The organism is Brevundimonas intermedia, from assembly GCF_027922165.1.
GTDB classification, from domain to species: domain Bacteria; phylum Pseudomonadota; class Alphaproteobacteria; order Caulobacterales; family Caulobacteraceae; genus Brevundimonas; species Brevundimonas intermedia.
Window position 1 is genome coordinate 184,978 of the sequence record NZ_BSFD01000003.1, and the last position, 16,350, is coordinate 201,327.

Sequence of the window (16,350 nt, forward strand, 5' to 3'; positions counted from 1 at the left end):
GCGTCCTACTGGAAGTTGGCGAAGGCGCCGCCGTCGACCAGCAGAGCCGCGCCGGACATATAGGACGCCATGTCCGAGGCCAGGAAGGCCACGACCGAAGCGATGTCCTCAGGCCGCCCCAGACGCCCCAGCGGGATGCGCCCTTCCATATATTCGCGCTTGGCCGGGTCGGCGAGATCGTCCTTGTTGATGTCGGTGGCGATGGTGCCCGGCAGGACGGAGTTGCAGCGGATGCCGTGTCGGCCCAGGGCGACGGCGCAGGACTGCATCAGGCTGTGAACCCCGGCCTTGGTGGGGGTATAGTGAGTCTGCATTTCGCCGCCCACAAGAGCCGAAATCGAACTGATGGCGACGATAGCTCCGCCCTCCCCCTGCTTCACCATCTGGTTTGCGGCCGCCTGGGTCATGAAATAGGCCCCGTGAAGATTGACCTCCATCGTGCGTCGCAGGGTCTCGACAGGCATGTCGAGGAAGGCGTGGAAGGGACAGATGCCGGCGTTGGAGACGAAGACATCGACGCGGCCGAACGCCTCGACCGCCGCGCTGACAAAGCCTGTCGCACTGTCTGGCAGAGCCACATCCCCATCGATGGCGACGGCCCGACGGCCCAGGGCCTCGATCTCGGCGACCACCTCGGCGGCGGCTTTGGCGTCACGATAGGTGTTGATGGCGACGTTCGCACCCTGACGGGCAGCTTCAAGCGCTGTCGCCCTGCCTATGCCCCGTGATGCGCCCGTGATCAGGACGACCTTGTCTTCAAGCAGCATGGAGGCTCCGGCGATTTACAGTTCAGCGTTTGGGCAGCCAGCCGAGGTCCGCGCTGATGGCGTCGGCGGCTTCAGTTACGGTGCGGGTCAGTTCCGCCATTCGGGCGTCCGACATGTACTGAGCGGCGGAAGAGACGCTGAGTGCGGCGACGATCCGCCCGTCAACCGACCGAACCGGCGCGGCGACGCAGCGGATCTGATCCTCGTTCTCTTCCAGGTCAAAGGCGTAGCCCTTTTGGGCGTAACTGCGCATCCGCTCCAGCCAGACCGCACGGGCGGCCGAATCGAAGGCAACGCCCTCAGGCGCGTAGAAGTCTATCCACTCCGGCTCGGACATGTCGAGGATCAGCGCCTTGCCCAAACCCGTCGAGGCGATGGGATGCCGCTCCCCCAGGCGAGAGCCGATATTGATGCGACGCCGGCCGGCGACCTTGTCGAGATAGAGGGCGTGCCGGCCGTCGAGCACGCCAAGATGGACCGTATCCTGCGTCTGTTCCGACAACTGTTCCAGCCAGGGGCGGGCGATACGCGGCAGGTGCATCTGCTGGCTAGCGGCGTGGCCCAGTTCCAGCAGTTTGGGACCCAGGCTGTAACCTTCACGCGGCCGGAACGACAACAGACGGCGATCGACCAGGGCCGAGGCCAAACGGTGGGTGGTGCTGCGTGTCAGCTCCAGCTTTTCGGACAGTTCAGCCAAGGGCATGGGACCGTCGATCAGGGCTTCGATTACGTCCAGCCCCCGCAGCAGGGTCTGGCTGCCGGACGCCTTGGCGCCGACTTCTTCTTCCCCATCGACCTGCGCGGTCTTGATTGACGTCACTCGTCCCATTTCGTAATCCTCATTCTCAGAATGTAGCAAAGCGCGCAAGTTGATCCTGGAATCGGGACCAATATTGGCGCGGTTCGAGAAAGAAATCCAGTGATGTCCCGATATGTGGGAATCTATCGCCCAATTTCTATGGTGCGTCGATGAGCAGGCTCCCCAAGATAAAACACGTGCGCGCCTTTGTCGTGAAGAACGACGGGACGGGCGGCGGCGCGGACTATCACGATCAAGGCGACGGTCACTGGATCGACGACCACATCGCCACGCCGATGGCGAAATATCCCGAGTATCGCCAGAGCCGCCGCAGCTTCGGCATCAATGTTCTGGGCACGCTGGTAGTTGAGATCGAGGCCGAGAACGGCGTCGTCGGCTTCGCGGTGACGACCGGGGGCGAACCCGCCGCCTATATCGTCGAGAAGCACCTGGCGCGGTTTCTGGAGGGGCGCGATCCCTCCGAGGTCGAGAAAATCTGGGACCAGATGTATTTCTCCACCCAGTATTATGGCCGCAAGGGCCTAGTGGTGAACGCCATCTCGGGCGTCGATCTGGCGCTGTGGGATCTGCTGGGCCGCCTGCGACAGGAACCCGTCTTCGCCATGCTGGGCGGCGCTGTTCGCGACGAACTGACCTTCTACGCCACCGGCGCCCGCCCCGACAAAGCCAAGGAACTGGGCTTCATCGGCGGCAAGATGCCCCTGCACCACGGCCCCGCCGAGGGCGAGGACGGCCTGCACAAGAACCTGGCCGAGCTGGAGGCGATGCGGAACGCCTGTGGCGACGACTTCTGGCTGATGTTCGACTGCTGGATGGCGTTGGACCTCAACTACGCCACCCGCCTGGCGCAAGAGGCGCACAAGCTGGGTCTGAAGTGGATCGAGGAGGCGCTGAGCCCCGACGACTACTGGGGCTATCAGGCGCTGAAGAAGAAAGCGCCCAAGGGGATGCTGGTCACCACCGGCGAGCATGAAGCCACCCGCTGGGGCTTCCGCATGCTGCTGGAAATGGAATGCTGCGACATCATCCAGCCGGACGTAGGCTGGTGCGGCGGCGTAACCGAACTGATCAAGATCTCCGCCATGGCCGACGCCAAGAGCGTGCTGATGATCCCGCACGGATCGTCAGTCTATTCCTACCACTTCGTGGTGACGCGCCATAACAGCCCGTTCGCGGAGTTCCTGATGATGGCCCCCGGCGCCGACGAGGTCGTGCCCATGTTCCACCCCCAGCTGATCGGCGAACCCGTTCCCGTGAACGGCAGGCTGAAGGTTCCTGACGCCCCCGGTTTCGGCGTCGAACTGAACCGCGACATCGCCCTGCACCGCCCGTACGCGCGCTAAGACGAAAGACCTCACCCCATGAAACTGCTGCGCTACGGCCCCAAGGGTCACGAAAAACCCGGCACGCTGGACGCCGAGGGCCGCATTCGCGACCTGTCCGGCGTCATCGCCGACATTACGCCGGAACAACTGCACGGCCCGGCGCTCGAGGCCCTGAAGGCCATCGATCCGGCCACCCTCCCCCTGGTCGAGGGCCAGCCCCGCTATGGCGTGCCGGTGAACGGCAGCCGCAAGTTCATCGCCATCGGCCTGAACTTCGCCGACCATGCGGAGGAGTCCAATCTGCCCATCCCGGCCGAGCCGGTGGTCTTCACCAAGGCCATCACCTGCCTGAACGGCCCCAACGACGACGTCATCATCCCGCGCGGGTCCGAAAAGACCGATTGGGAGGTCGAGCTGGGCGTCGTCATCGGCAAGACCGCCACCTATGTCACCCAGGCCGAGGCGCTGGACCATGTCGCCGGCTATGTCCTGATCAATGACGTGTCCGAGCGCGCCTTCCAGACTGAACGCGGCGGCACTTGGGACAAGGGCAAGGGTTGCGACACCTTCGGCCCCGTCGGCCCCTGGCTGGTCACGACCGACGAGGTCGGCGACGTCCAGAACCTGGACATGTGGCTGGACCTGAACGGCAAGCGGATGCAGACCGGCAACACCCGGACCATGATCTTCGGTGTGGCCGAGATCGTCTCCTATCTGTCGGAGTTCATGACGCTGGAGCCCGGAGACCTGATCACCACCGGCACCCCGCCCGGCGTGGGCCTAGGCCAAAAGCCGCCCCTGTACCTGAAGCCCGGCGACACGGTTCGCCTGGGCATCCAGAAGCTGGGCGAGCAGGGCCAGACTTTCGTGGAATGGACCCGATGAGCGCTTACGCAGGACGGTTCGAAGGCCGCACCGCCGTCATCACCGGCGGCGCCTCTGGGTTGGGCAGGGCCTCGGCCGCCCGCATCGTCGCCGAGGGCGGCAAGGTGGTGCTGTGGGACCTCAACGCCGATGCGCTGGCGGCGGCGGCAGACGAGGTCGGCGCGACCCATGTGATCGCCCTGGACGTCGCCGATCCTGACGCGGTCGCGGCGGCGGCGGCTGAATCCGCCAAGCGGCTGGGCCGGATTGACATCCTAGTCGCCTCGGCCGGGATCACCGGCGCCACAGTTCCGGTGCATGAGTTCCCGATCGACAGTTGGAAGCGCGTCGTCGACATCAATCTGAACGGCGTCTTCTACTGCTCGCGCGCCATCGTGCCCTTCATGCTCGAGAACGGCTATGGCCGTATCGTCAATGTCGCCTCGGTGGCCGGCAAGGAGGGCAATCCGAACGCAAGCGCCTATTCGGCCTCAAAGGCCGGCGTGATCGGCTTCACCAAGTCACTGGGCAAGGAACTGGCGGGCAAGGGCGTCATAGCCAACAGCCTGACGCCTGCGACCTTCGAAAGCCCGATCCTGGAGCAACTGCCCCAGAGCCAGGTCGACTATATGCGTTCCAAGATCCCGATGGGCCGCCTGGGCGAGGTCGAGGAGAGTGCGGCCATGGTGTGTTTCATGGCCTCTGAAGAGTGCAGCTTCACCACCGCCTCGACGTTCGACACGTCTGGCGGCCGCACGACCTACTAGGGTCCGACGGGTGCCGTCGGGCCTTCGCATCGTCGATCCCCACGTCCACCTGTGGGACCTGTCACGCGCGCGCTATGGCTGGCTTCAGGACGATCCCCTGCCGAACAATCCGGCGGGGGACATGTCCGCCATCGCGCACAGGAACTATCTGCTGGACGACTATCTGTCGGACACGGCCGGATGGTGCTTGGACAAGATCGTCCATGTCGAGGCCGGCCAGCCGAGGGGACAGCAACTGTCCGAGACGGACTGGCTTCAGGCTATGGCCGATCAGCGGGCCTATCCCCACGGCGTCGTCGCCGGCGCCGACCTGCTGGACCCCGACCTGGACGCCTTGCTGGAGGCCCAGGCCGCGCGGCCGAACGTGCGCGGCGTGCGTCAGATCGTCTGCTGGCACGAGGATCCGCTGAAGACCTATACCGACCGCGACCTGCTGCGCGATCCGCAGTGGGTCGAGGGGTTCGCCAAACTGGCGCGCCATGGCCTGTCGTTCGACCTGCAGCTCTATCCGTCGCAGATGGCGACGGCGGCCATCATCGCCGCCCGCCACCCCGACATACCGATCATCGTCAATCACGCCGGTCTGCCGACCGACCGCGACGCAGCCGGCATGGAGCGGTGGCGCAGGGGCCTGCGCCTTCTGGCCGCCCAGCCCCAGGCATCGATCAAGATCTCGGGCCTGGGCATTACTGACCGCGCCTGGACCTTGGAATCCATCCGACCGACGGTGCTTGAATGTATCGAGGTCTTCGGGACCGAGCGCGCCATGTTCGCCTCGGACTTCCCGGTCGAGCGCGTCCACGGAACCTTCGACGCCTTCTATTCGGCCTTTGACGCCATCACGGCCGACTTCTCGGCCGACGAGCGCGACCGTCTGTTCGCCGCCAACGCCGAGACGATCTACCGCATTTGAACGGGGGCGAGCGGCCGCAGAACGACGGCCGCCCGCACTGTCTTCATGACGTGAAGCCGATCCGCAAGGCGGCTTCCTCCAGACTGTCTCCGACCAGAGCCAGGTTCTGAATGGCCGCCAGACTCCACTGAGCCGCGTCATTGGTCGAAACCTGTGGATCTTCCTCGATGGGACGCAACACATCCACCCCGCCGACGGTGGTCGTCCGGGCGTTCAGCAAGGCGCGCAGGCTCTGCGCGTCCCGCCCCAGGAACTCGGACCAGGCGCGTAGAGCCAGGGCGTGGTCATTCTCCTGATGGGCGGCGTAGGCGGTCAGGCGCGAATGCCCCTCCACCAGCGAGCGCCCCGGCGGGACAGTACCGAGCAGGGCCGAAATTTCGGCCGGCGGCGCATTATAGTAGCGGCAATATTCCAGCCAGGCGGCGCGATAGGCGGGCACGTCCAGCAGATCCAGCAACTCGGACGTCATCTCGACGACCCCGAACACCGCGCTGAGATGCGACACCCCGACATAGTCGCCCTGCCCCTGATAACGGCCGGTGGCCAAGTCAAAGGGCGCTTCACCCGCGAACCAGCGGCGTTTCAGGCCGGCGATCGTGTTCATCCCGTTCAGGATACGGTCGCGCCAACGCGGGTCGCGCGTTCGCTCCCATTCTGTCAGCCAGGCGGCGATGAAGGCGCCCCATGAGGTTCCGAAACCTGACACCACCTGCCCTTCTGGAACGGCCCGTCCGGGCGCTGGGGGCAGTTTGCGCGAGATGTCCACGTTGAGCAGGGCCTCTTCTGACGTCGTCAGTTCCCGCATCAGATCGCCCACCCGCTCGTCTGCGGTCAGGAAATAATAGATCCGACGATAGGCGACATTCGAGACCCGCGGCTGTTTCGACGAGTCGGACCAGTGCTGCACGCCGTGCCGCGTTCCAAACCCCTTGAACCGCCCCAGATGATAGACATCGACCTCGCCCGTATGGCGGGTCATCGCCTCGGCGAACTTGAACAGATCGGCGCGTCCCGTGCGGAGATAGCTGGTCCACAGCCAGAGATCGGTCGAGAGCTCGGAGTTGTCCCAGGCGTATCCGCCCACGTCGTACCGCCACATATGACGGTCCGGGTCATAGGTGTGCATGACGTCGCCATACGACCAGAAGCCGTACCAGCGCCTCTGCTCGGCCTCCTTCATATAGTGGTCGAGCAGATAGGTCAGACGCCCTTCCAGCCCCTGACGGATGGGCGTGGACGCATCTGGCAGGCCCCAGTCTCCGAACACCCCGGCGGCGTGCAGGCGCGCCGGTTCGACCGTCAGACGGGCTGGATCGGCCACCTGTTCGGCCATGGCCGAAAACTCGGCGTGCGACGGCGTCGCCCCCAGGGCCCACAGCGTCAGTTCGGAGGTGCGGGCGACGCCGTGCGCGTCGTCCCAGCCATCCTCATAGTCCTCATAGGTGATGTTCAGGCCGACCATTTCCTCGGCCGTCGTATCCATGCCGTTGGCGCTGCGGTACGGGCGCATATCCATCGGCGGGGCCTCTGGCGACCACAGCCAGGCGGTGATCTGCGCCGCGTCTGTATGGGCGTTGCGCACCTCAAGCCCCGTCGGCGCCCTTTGCCAGAAATCCTTCAGACCGAGCGCCACGCCGCCTGTCGCGCCGCCGGCGTAGACTAGGCCTCGGCTGCGAGCGCCGGCGTTGGAATCGATCCAGGCGTGCCCGTCGGACGTGCGCTTGCGCAGGGTGAAGCCGTCCGGCGAGAGCTGGGAAAGGGTGAAATCCCCCCATTCCGGAATCCACTGCAGACCGTCGTTGCGAAGGATCTCGGGCAGATCGGCAAGGACCACCGCCTGACCCTCAATCTGGGCGCTTCGCACCGCCGGCGTAGGATTGGCGCGGGTGCGCAGCCCCGTCAGGGTCCGCACCGCCTCGCCCCAGACTCCAGGCCCTTCGCCGGAGAAGCGGACATGGCGATTATAGCTTTCGTCCGTCATCGGCGCCTGGACCACGACGCCCAGGCCCCGGATGAAGTCCCGGGCCGGATCGCCGTCGAATATGAAGCTGTGGACGATGCGGACGCTTTCCGCGCCGGCGTAGAAATATAGGCGAACCGAGACCGGCAGCCATTCACGGCTTCCGTCGCTGTGCACGCCGTCCAGCTTCAGCACCGCCCGCACCGGGCCGGTCTGTTCGACCGTCACCTTGCGGATCTGAACCGCATGGCGCGCCGACTGCACCACGCCGGTCGGCGCCAGTTCAGCCTTGTCCTGGGACAGGGCGACCAGCGAGAGGTTTTGGACGGTGACGCGACCGGCGCGCGACGCCTGCGACACCAACACCGGACCTGACTTGGGAATACGCCATTCCAGATCGCCGGACGCGACGACGATCTCGGCGCCGTCTTCGACGACGCGCACGGGCCGGGCCGGCGCCTTGGGCGCGCCCGGAAGAATGGACAGGCCCTCGACCGCCGCATCTGGAGTGACCGCATGGGCGGACCATTTCAGGGAGCCGTCGGGCCAATAGGCGATCGGCCAGGACTGCGTCGGGGTCTCACGGCCGTCGCCGCTGCGGAGCCTGAAGGCCTGGCTCGGCCGTACCGCGCCACGGGGCCAGGGCACGCCGAAGGTCGCGCCTTCAAGCCGTGCCGGCTTCTCGCCGTCCAGCCATCGCAACGGGGTATCGACGGGCGCGTTGCGCGCCGCGGCCAGCACCGGCCCACTGACGGCCTGGGCCGCCGCCAAAGCGCCCGCCCCCAGCAGAAGGGCGCGGCGAGAAGGTTTGACACAGGCCATGGAATGCTCCGTTCGCCCGAACTGACGCTGGCGTCAGAACTCAAAACTAAAAAAGTGGGCCGCCGTCCTCTCGAACGACGGCCCTTAGGATATCGGGGAGCTAGTATTTGTAGGTCAGGCCCGCGAAGAAGCGACGACCCGAATAGCCGGTGCTGATCAGGCGAATATCGCCGGCCCAGGTGGTTTCGTCCTCACCGGTCAGATTCTTGCCTTCCGCGAACAGGGTCAGCCCCTTGACGGGAGCCTTCCAGGAAATCTTGCCGTCCAGATAGCCGGTCGGATCCTTGATGACCGGATTGCCCGACTGATCGGCGGCCGTGACCAGATATTCCGAGCGGTAGTTGTAGGCCAGGCGCGCATTGATGGGACCACGCTCGTACCACAGGGTCGCATTATAGCTGTCGCTGGATAGCCCCGGATAAGGCAGCTCCGAACCGTCCAACTGGCTGTAGACCCCGACCCCGGTCGCCTCCTGATAGGTATAGTTGACGTCGGCGCCGAAGCCCGAGAAGACGCCGGGCAGGAAGGTAAACGCAGTCTTCGCCGTCAGTTCCACACCCGAAATCGTCGCGCCTTCGCCGTTGATGTAGCTATTGTAGAAGTACAGCACGCCGTCGCCGAACACGTCCTGCTGGCCCAGGCTGGTGCGCGAGGACAGGTAGAAGGTCTCGATATCCTTGTAGAAGAAGCCGGCTGACAACTGGGTATCCCTATTCGGATACCATTCGAACGACAGGTCGTACTGGGACGCCTCATACGGCTTCAGGTCAGGGTTGCCCGCCGAGCAGCTGTCGGGGCCGTCGTCCGACGTGCCGTCATTGGTGTAGTTGATGGTGCACGTCATGTTCGGCACCAGGAAGTTGTACAGCGGCCGCGCCATCAGCTTGGCGTAGCCCACACGCATGCTCAACGTATTGTCTATGAGCCAGGCATTCATGTTGAAGCTGGGCAGCCACTTCGTGTAGTCGCGAGTCTGGTTGACCACAGTGTTGGAGACGACCGCCGTCGTCGCCACGCCGTTTACGAGCCGCGTTTCGTTCCGCGTAAACTTGCCCGACGTGTTGGTCTCCGTGTGAACCCGCCGCAGGCCGAGGTTGCCGACAATATCCAATCCCAGCAACGGCAACTGCCAGTCCAGACGGACATATTGCGCGTCCGTCTTCTCGTTCACGCTGTACGGAATTTGATCGTAGGTGTTTCCGTCGTTGCCGACGCCTGAATACAGATTGTTGAGGTTAAAGTTCGTGGTGTCGAGGTACTGGGCGACACTGTTGTAGTCCGGATACATCCATGTCGATGGCAGCGTGCCTGCGTAATGGAAGTCGGAAGGCAATGGCGTCATGGCCGCATCGAACACCGAGTTCGAGAATGCCCGCGACCAAGTCTCGGTCGTCGTAAAATAATTGGTCTGGTAGAGATTTCCGTAGAGCGCCTCAGTTTGATCGACCGTGGCTGTATCGCTGACGCGCGCCGTCGAGTTTATCGAGTTGGCGTAAATCACGATGTTATCAACTTCAGACGCCAGATTTGCGCCAGGGCTGATTATGAAGCCGCCGTAGTCATACCCCTTTGTTTTCGCATCCGAATAACGCCCACCGAACTTTATGTTCGTCAGGAAGGTCGTACGTGGATCGAACTCTGCGTCCAGCTTGTACTGGTCTTCGCTGTTAGATGACTGAGAAGGACGATACTGGATTTGGTACTGGCTGACGGCGGAGGCGTCGCTCGGCGAATAACCCTCAGCGAAGGTGAACACGGGCGCGGACGTGCCGGGCTCTAGGGTGACAACCAAACCGGGGGTGTTGAAGCTAACCGAGACATTGTTGGTCTGGCTGAGCGTCTCTGTCTCCGCATTCGCGCCCAGGAAATCGACCTTCAAGCGATCGCCGACCCAGCGGAAGCCATAGGTCAGATAGTTGGATTCCGTCTCATAGAGGAAGTCCCGCGACGAGATGCTGAAGGCTGTATCCCCTCCCCGCCCCGAGGTCCCAAGGCAGTTGCCGACCACATAGGAGGTGACATTGTGGTTCTCATCAACGACCACGCCCGGAACGTTCTGGGCTGTCGTCGTCGTGACGCGTGGGCATGTCGCGCCGACGGCGTAGTTCAATCGATCCAAGGACGTGAAGTCGGTGCCGTAGTTGATGTCGTTCAACTGTTGCGTGCGTGAGTTGGTTTGATAGGTCGCAAAGGCGCGCAGGGAGTCACTAAACTCGTACTCAAGGGTGAACTCTCCGGACGTCCGCTCGTCGTCCCGCGTCCAGACCCGATAACGGCTCACTCGCGGGTTATAGTCATACCACTGGCTCTGGCACGCCGTCCGCGCTGCCGACGTCGTGAGCACGTTTGCATCAGGCGTCGAGATCGTCGCGCACCCCGCCTCCGTCCCGACACTCGCCAGCGCATCGTTTACCGCCTGGCTGTACGACTGATTGTAATAGCTGACAGTCTTCTCTGCCGAGTTGTCGAAATCCGCCAGTCGCGCCCAGGAGTTGCCGTCGTAGAAGTCGCCACGAGTCAGGACGCGATCATAGGTGACATTCGCCATTACTCCCAATCGACCGTCCAAAAACTGGGTCGCGCCGAAAAGGCTAGCGCGGGGTTTCCAGTCCGGCAGCGTGTCGAGCTTCTGGCCTGAAAGGGTCAGAGAGAAGGTCGGCTCGCGGAAATCCAGCGGCTTGCGGGTGGTGACGGCCACCGTCCCGCCGACGCTTCCCTCCGTCATGTCCGACGTGAAGCCCTTGAAGACATCGATGGATTTGACCATCTCGGCCGGCAATTCGCGGAAGTCGTTCGAGCGCCCTCCGCCGCCATAGACATTCAGGTTGCCTGCCGTCGAAAGAATACTGACGCCGTTAACCTCGACCCTGTTCAGGTCGGGCTCGACACCGCGGATCGACACTGCGTTGCCCTCGCCGAAGTCGCGCGACAGCTGAACGCCTGTCACCCGCCCCAGAGCTTCACCGACGTTCTTATCCGGAAACTGGCCGATATCGTCGGCGACGATGGAATCCGATACTGTGCCGGCGTTCCGCTTGCGCCCCATCGCTGATTGCAGGCTGGAACGGATGCCCGTTACGACCACTTCATCGACGACAGTCGGCTGGGTCGATGCCGCAGTCGATGACTGAGGTGAAGCTGTCTGTTGAGCCAAGGCCGGGCAGGCCGAGCCGATCAACAATGCCGCCGTGCTGGCCGTGAACATGAAACGGCGCGTGGAACGTCCGTCAGTCTTCGTATTCATCTAGATTTCCTCCCTTGGCTTATAGCCTTATTGTTGAGCGACACTTTCTCAGCCCGACCGGTCCCGATCAGTTTCTGGAAAAGCGAAGATCCCTGGCCAGATCTGCCAAGCGGATCGATTGCGTCATTCGCGCATCGCGTGTTCGGTTGCGCCGAGCGTCATTGAAGACGCCGTGACGACTACTTCCTCCCCTTTTGCTGCGGCTGACCCTTATCGGGCTCTATCTCTTGGCGACCATCTATAGCATCGCGTTTCATTAGTGCCAAATATGATTTTGCCGTTCCACACTGTGGGAAATTTCCCTGAGCGCCGACGTCGTGCGGGCGCGTCAAGGTCCCTGGCAGCCAAGGCCAGTTGGACCGACTCGAAGACCGACGGAGACGAAGTTAGGCGGGCCCGCCCGGCTCAGACACAGACGGCGTCTTGGCGACGAGGGGATTGCGTCCCCACAGTTTGGCGTACGGCCAGCCGGTCAGATCCTCGACCACGGCCTGGGCCTGCGGACTGGATGGCGAGACCTCGCCCGCACGAAGTCGCTCGATCTCGTTCATCAGCACCTGGTGGCTGGCGGCGTCGAGGCGGAATGACCAGGACAGGATCGCACCCAGCGTCATGACCGCGATCGGACCTATAACGAGCAGCGCCGCGACGGTCGCCACGGCACCGGGCGTCTGAACGATCCCGGCCCCTGCGACCGGCGAGACATAGCCGCCCGTCTCGATGATCCAGCCGGTCAGGATGATTGCGCCCGACTGCGCCAACTTGCGCACCAGGGTCATGACGCCGGCGAATATCCCCTCTCGGCGCTGGCCCGTCACCGCTTCGTCGATATCCGGCAGATAGTTGTAGACCGACCAGGGCACGAAGTTCAGCGTCCCCCGCCCCAGGCCGGCCAGGATCACCGGCGTCAGCAGCCAGAAGACGGCGCTCAGGTCGAACGCGCTGCTGGCGGGGTTCACCACCGCGAACAGATCCTGGCTCATCATCTCGGGCCGCACCCAATAGAAGACCAGCAGCAACAGCAGGGCCACGGTGAAGAAGGCGGCGGCCGAGCGATAGGCGACCACGGGCCCGATACGGATCACCAGATGGATGGCGATCATCACCGAGACCAACTGGGCGACATACATGGCCGTCATCATCTGCGAGATCATGACCGTCGCCCCCGCCATCACCGTGGCGACGAAGATCGGGAAGGCCGTGTTGAAGATGTCCTGCGAGATATAGCCCCCCAGATAGATCGACAGATGCTGGCGGAAGGCCCGAATGCGAAGGGTCGAAGACAGGTCCCGGAACATCTTGACCGGGATCATCAGCGCCGCGCCCCAATCCAACGGCTTGGCGACCACTGCCTTCTCGTCCTCGGTATAGGGCCGCTCCCAGGTGAAGATCACGACGATCAACACGACCAGGCTGAATAGCAGACCGAATATGGTCGCCATGATCAGGAAGGTCTGGGCCGAATCCTGTCCGCCGAACCTGTTGATGATCAGCGTCGGCAGATAGGAGGCCAGGATGGCCGACGACTGGGCGACCAGCATCCTCGCGCCGGCGAACTTGGCTTTCTCCTTGTAATCCTTGGTCATCTCCGCCGCGAGCGTTTCCCAAGGGATGAGGAACATCGTGTAGAGCAATTCGAAGAAGATGAAGATCGTCAGATAGTAGGCGAAGGTCTGGCCGCTGACGAAGATCAGCGCGAAACTGGGCAGCAGGGGAATGGTGATCAGAAGGAAGATTTTTCGCCGCCCGATTTTGCGTCCGATCCAGGTGTGCCTGAGATTGTCGGACACATAGCCGATCAACGGGCAGGTGATCGCCTCTAGCAGGCGCGGCAGTCCCAGGATCAGTCCTGCCTCGACCGGCGTCAGGTCACAGAAGGTCGTGAAGAAGTAGAACAGCCAGCCGGTGATGACGGCCTGCGCGCCCGCCCCCAGCATGTCTCCGGAGCCCCAGCCCCAATAATTATACCAACGCGGCGAACGCATCTGCGACGGCGTGACACTCATGGCGGACCCCTCCCGAACCGCGGCGCGTCAGATGTACTGACGCAGGAATTCCGCCAGGCACAGGATGGCCAGCGACTGTCCGTAAGGCATGGAGGTCAGCGGGATGTCGCGATAGCCCTGAAGATCATCGAAGACGGGCGTCCCGAACGAGACCTGACCTAACTCGCCCTCTTGCGAGACATTGGCCAGCACGCCCTTCACGGCCTTCAGAGCCATGGGCGCATATTCGGGGCTGATATAGCGTTTGCGTACCGCCTTCAGGATGCCATAGGCGAAACCGGCTGTGGCCGAGGCTTCCAGATAGCTGTCAGGGTCATTGATCAGAGTGCGCCACAGGCCGCTCTCGTCCTGATGCTCCGCCAGGGCTTTCACCTGCGCCTCCAGCGTCTCGATCAGGAACCGTCGCAGGCTGTCCTCCGGCGGCAAATCCAGCAGTTCGATGAACTCCGGGATGGCGATCGTCACCCAGCAGTTGCCCCGCGCCCAAAGCGCGTCAGCGAAGTTGTGCCGCCCTAGGAAGGTCCAGCCGTGGAACCACAGCCCCGACTTCCGATCAAACAGATACTTGATATGTATGAGGAATTGTTTCTTGGCTTCCTCGACATACTCCGGACGGCCCAGCACCAGACCGATCTTGGCCAGGGGCAGGACGCTCATCATCAGAGTGTCGTCCCACAGTTCCTGCGGGTTCTCGTCATTGAAGACGATGTGCTGGAATCCTCCCTCCTCCGTGCGCGGCAGGCCGTCCATCAGCCATTCCGCCCAGGTGTCGAGATAGGGGATGAAGGTCTGATCGCCAGTCTGCTCGTACAGATAGGCCAGCGTCAGAAAGGGTGAGACGGTATTGATGTTCTTCGTCGGCGTGCCGGCTGCAAACCGGTCCCGGAACCAGTTCAACATGATGTCCAGCGCCGCCGGATCATTGGTCTGTTCGTACAGCTTGTAGATGCCGTACAGGCCGATGCCGTGGGTCCATTCCCAGTCGTTCCAGCCCTTGGTGTCGATGACACGGCCGTCGTCGAGCCGCAGCAGGAACTCGCCCGACTCGTCGTTGATGTTGACCAGATTGTCCATCAGCCGCGCGATGGTGTCGCGCACGTCGGCGTAAGCCAGGTCGTGGATCAGATGCGGCATGAAGGCACTCCCAGGCGCCCGTGGCGCCGATTAAAAAAGGCGGGATGGAGGGTGCGAGCGGGGCATGAGGTTTGACGGCGGCGGGCACGCCCACGCATCATCTCCGCTTTCCCAGGTTTCCATCCCATTTTCAAAACGGCGCTAGCATCGCCGTCCCATTTTTTATATATCATTCTCATTATGTGAGCTTCAGAACCGGGTCAAGGATCGGCTTCACGAACGGCTCACACCCCGGCCGGCTTGGTCTTTGCCGACCGACCCGCGCCCATCCCTCGGAGATTCCATGTACGACAAGGTATATCAGGCGACCCATCCGGACATGATGGAGGGGGCGACGAACCAGCAACTCCGCGACCGTTACCTGGTCACGGACATATTCGCGCCGGACAAGATCAGCCTGAACTATTCCCACAATGAGCGGATGGTGATCGGCGGCGCCACGCCGGTCGATAGTGAGCTGAGTCTGCCGACCCATTCCGAGCCGCCCTCCCTTGCAGGCCAGCCCTTTCTTCACGCGCGCGAGCTGGGCGTGGTCAATATCGGCGGGGCCGGGTCGATCACTGTCGATGGCGAGACTGTCGAACTGGGCTTCCGCGACGGCCTCTACGTGCCGATGGGATCGAACGACGTGCGCTTCGCCTCAAACGACCCGACACATCCAGCCAAATTCTATTTGATCGCCACCCCGGCCCACGCCCGATACGACCTGACCAAGATCTCCATCGAAGAGGCCGTGCCGCTGGAGATGGGGGCGCTGGAGACGTCCAACGAACGCACCATCTACCAGTATATCGTCCCGGCCAAGGTCAAGTCCTGCCAGCTGCTTCTGGGCGTCACCGTCCTCAAGCCCGGTTCGGTCTGGAACACCATGCCGCCTCACCTGCACGACCGCCGCTCCGAGGCCTATCTCTATTTCGGCCTAGGCGAGAACGACCGCGTCTTCCACTTCATGGGCGAACCGGACAAGGCGCGTCACATCGTCGTCGCCGACGGCGAGGCCGTGATCAGCCCGCCCTGGTCGATCCACATGGGTTCGGGCACGTCCAACTACACCTTCATCTGGGGCATGGGCGGCGAGAACCTCGACTACACCGACATGCACAAGCTCGACATCTGTCAGCTCAAGTAGTTCGCGCAACGACAGGAAAAAGGGGAGAAAAGCATGAGCAACCCATTCGACCTGACCGGCAAGGTCGCCCTGGTCACCGGCGGCAATGTGGGCCTGGGGCAGGGCATCGCCCTGGCTCTGGCCGCGGCCGGGGCCGACATCGTCTCCGTCGCCCTGTCGGATTCGGACGAGACCGTCGCCAAGGTTCAGGCCCTGGGCCGTCGCGCCCACGCCGTCAGCGCCGACCTGACCTCGATCGAGCCGGTTGGACGGGTGGTCGAGGAAGCCCTGGCGGCCATGGGCCGGATCGACATTCTGGTGAACAACGCCGGCCTGATCCGTCGCGCCGACGCCGTGGGCTTCACCGAGGCCGACTGGGACCTGGTGATGAACATCAACCTGAAGACGGTCTTCTTCATGAGCCAGGCGGTCGCCCGCCTGTTCATCAAACAGGGCGACGGCGGCAAGATCATCAACATCGCCTCCATGCTGTCCTTCCAGGGCGGCATCCGCGTGCCGTCCTATACGGCCTCCAAGTCGGGCGTCGCCGGCCTGACCAAGCTCATGGCCAACGAATGGGCCCCGCATGGCATCACCGCCAACGCCATCGCGCCGGGCTA

The 16,350-nt window shown here is 63.2% G+C and carries 12 protein-coding genes; 6 read left to right on the top strand and 6 right to left on the bottom strand.

From position 1 onward, the window contains the following. Window positions 1-5 precede the first annotated feature (5 nt). Together lra1 and PKE72_RS08135 are read right to left on the bottom strand one after the other, a co-directional pair. A complete protein-coding gene (gene lra1, locus PKE72_RS08130; RefSeq protein WP_271164872.1) occupies window positions 6-767 on the bottom strand; it encodes an L-rhamnose 1-dehydrogenase Lra1 in 762 nt (253 codons plus the stop codon). A 22-nt stretch (window positions 768-789) separates the two neighbouring features. Then, entirely contained in the window at window positions 790-1,596 is an 807-nt protein-coding gene (locus PKE72_RS08135; RefSeq protein ID WP_271164873.1) for an IclR family transcriptional regulator, read from the bottom strand. Window positions 1,597-1,736: 140 nt separating this feature from the next. On the opposite strand from PKE72_RS08135, the gene rhmD reads away from it, so the two are divergent. Genes rhmD through PKE72_RS08155 form a run of 4 tightly spaced genes read left to right on the top strand, consistent with a single transcriptional unit; the run spans window position 1,737 to window position 5,456 of the window. Then, a complete protein-coding gene (rhmD, locus tag PKE72_RS08140) occupies window positions 1,737-2,930 on the top strand; it encodes an L-rhamnonate dehydratase (protein ID WP_271164874.1) in 1,194 nt (397 codons plus the stop codon). Between the two features lie 18 nt (window positions 2,931-2,948). Continuing rightward, a complete protein-coding gene (locus PKE72_RS08145) occupies window positions 2,949-3,797 on the top strand; it encodes a 2,4-didehydro-3-deoxy-L-rhamnonate hydrolase (protein WP_271164875.1) in 849 nt (282 codons plus the stop codon). Beyond that, a complete protein-coding gene (locus PKE72_RS08150; protein ID WP_271164876.1) occupies window positions 3,794-4,543 on the top strand; it encodes an SDR family NAD(P)-dependent oxidoreductase in 750 nt (249 codons plus the stop codon). The genes PKE72_RS08145 and PKE72_RS08150 overlap by 4 nt, the downstream gene beginning before the upstream one ends. Before the next feature lie 10 nt (window positions 4,544-4,553). Continuing rightward, window positions 4,554-5,456, top strand: coding sequence for an amidohydrolase family protein (locus PKE72_RS08155; RefSeq protein WP_271164877.1), 903 nt, complete (start codon window positions 4,554-4,556; stop codon window positions 5,454-5,456). Window positions 5,457-5,499: 43 nt separating this feature from the next. On the opposite strand, the gene PKE72_RS08160 is transcribed toward PKE72_RS08155, so the two are convergent. From PKE72_RS08160 to bglB, 4 genes are all read right to left on the bottom strand, one after another. After that, window positions 5,500-8,238, bottom strand: a complete 2,739-nt coding sequence (locus PKE72_RS08160) for an exo-rhamnogalacturonan lyase family protein (protein ID WP_271164878.1) — start codon at window positions 8,236-8,238, stop codon at window positions 5,500-5,502. A gap of 100 nt (window positions 8,239-8,338) precedes the next feature. Then, window positions 8,339-11,482, bottom strand: a complete 3,144-nt coding sequence (locus tag PKE72_RS08165) for a TonB-dependent receptor (protein WP_271164879.1) — start codon at window positions 11,480-11,482, stop codon at window positions 8,339-8,341. Between the two features lie 386 nt (window positions 11,483-11,868). Further along, window positions 11,869-13,488 (bottom strand): MFS transporter, encoded by a 1,620-nt coding sequence (locus PKE72_RS08170; RefSeq protein WP_271164880.1) that lies wholly within the window; start codon window positions 13,486-13,488, stop codon window positions 11,869-11,871. Window positions 13,489-13,515: 27 nt separating this feature from the next. Further along, window positions 13,516-14,622 (bottom strand): beta-galactosidase BglB, encoded by a 1,107-nt coding sequence (bglB, locus tag PKE72_RS08175; RefSeq protein ID WP_271164881.1) that lies wholly within the window; start codon window positions 14,620-14,622, stop codon window positions 13,516-13,518. Between the two features lie 283 nt (window positions 14,623-14,905). On the opposite strand from bglB, the gene kduI reads away from it, so the two are divergent. Together kduI and PKE72_RS08185 are read left to right on the top strand one after the other, a co-directional pair. Then, on the top strand, window positions 14,906-15,751 hold the full coding sequence (kduI, locus tag PKE72_RS08180; RefSeq protein ID WP_271164882.1) for a 5-dehydro-4-deoxy-D-glucuronate isomerase: 846 nt from the start codon (window positions 14,906-14,908) through the stop codon (window positions 15,749-15,751). Window positions 15,752-15,784: 33 nt separating this feature from the next. Beyond that, window positions 15,785-16,350 (top strand): SDR family NAD(P)-dependent oxidoreductase (locus tag PKE72_RS08185; protein WP_271164883.1); only part of this gene is annotated, 566 nt, incomplete at its 3' end.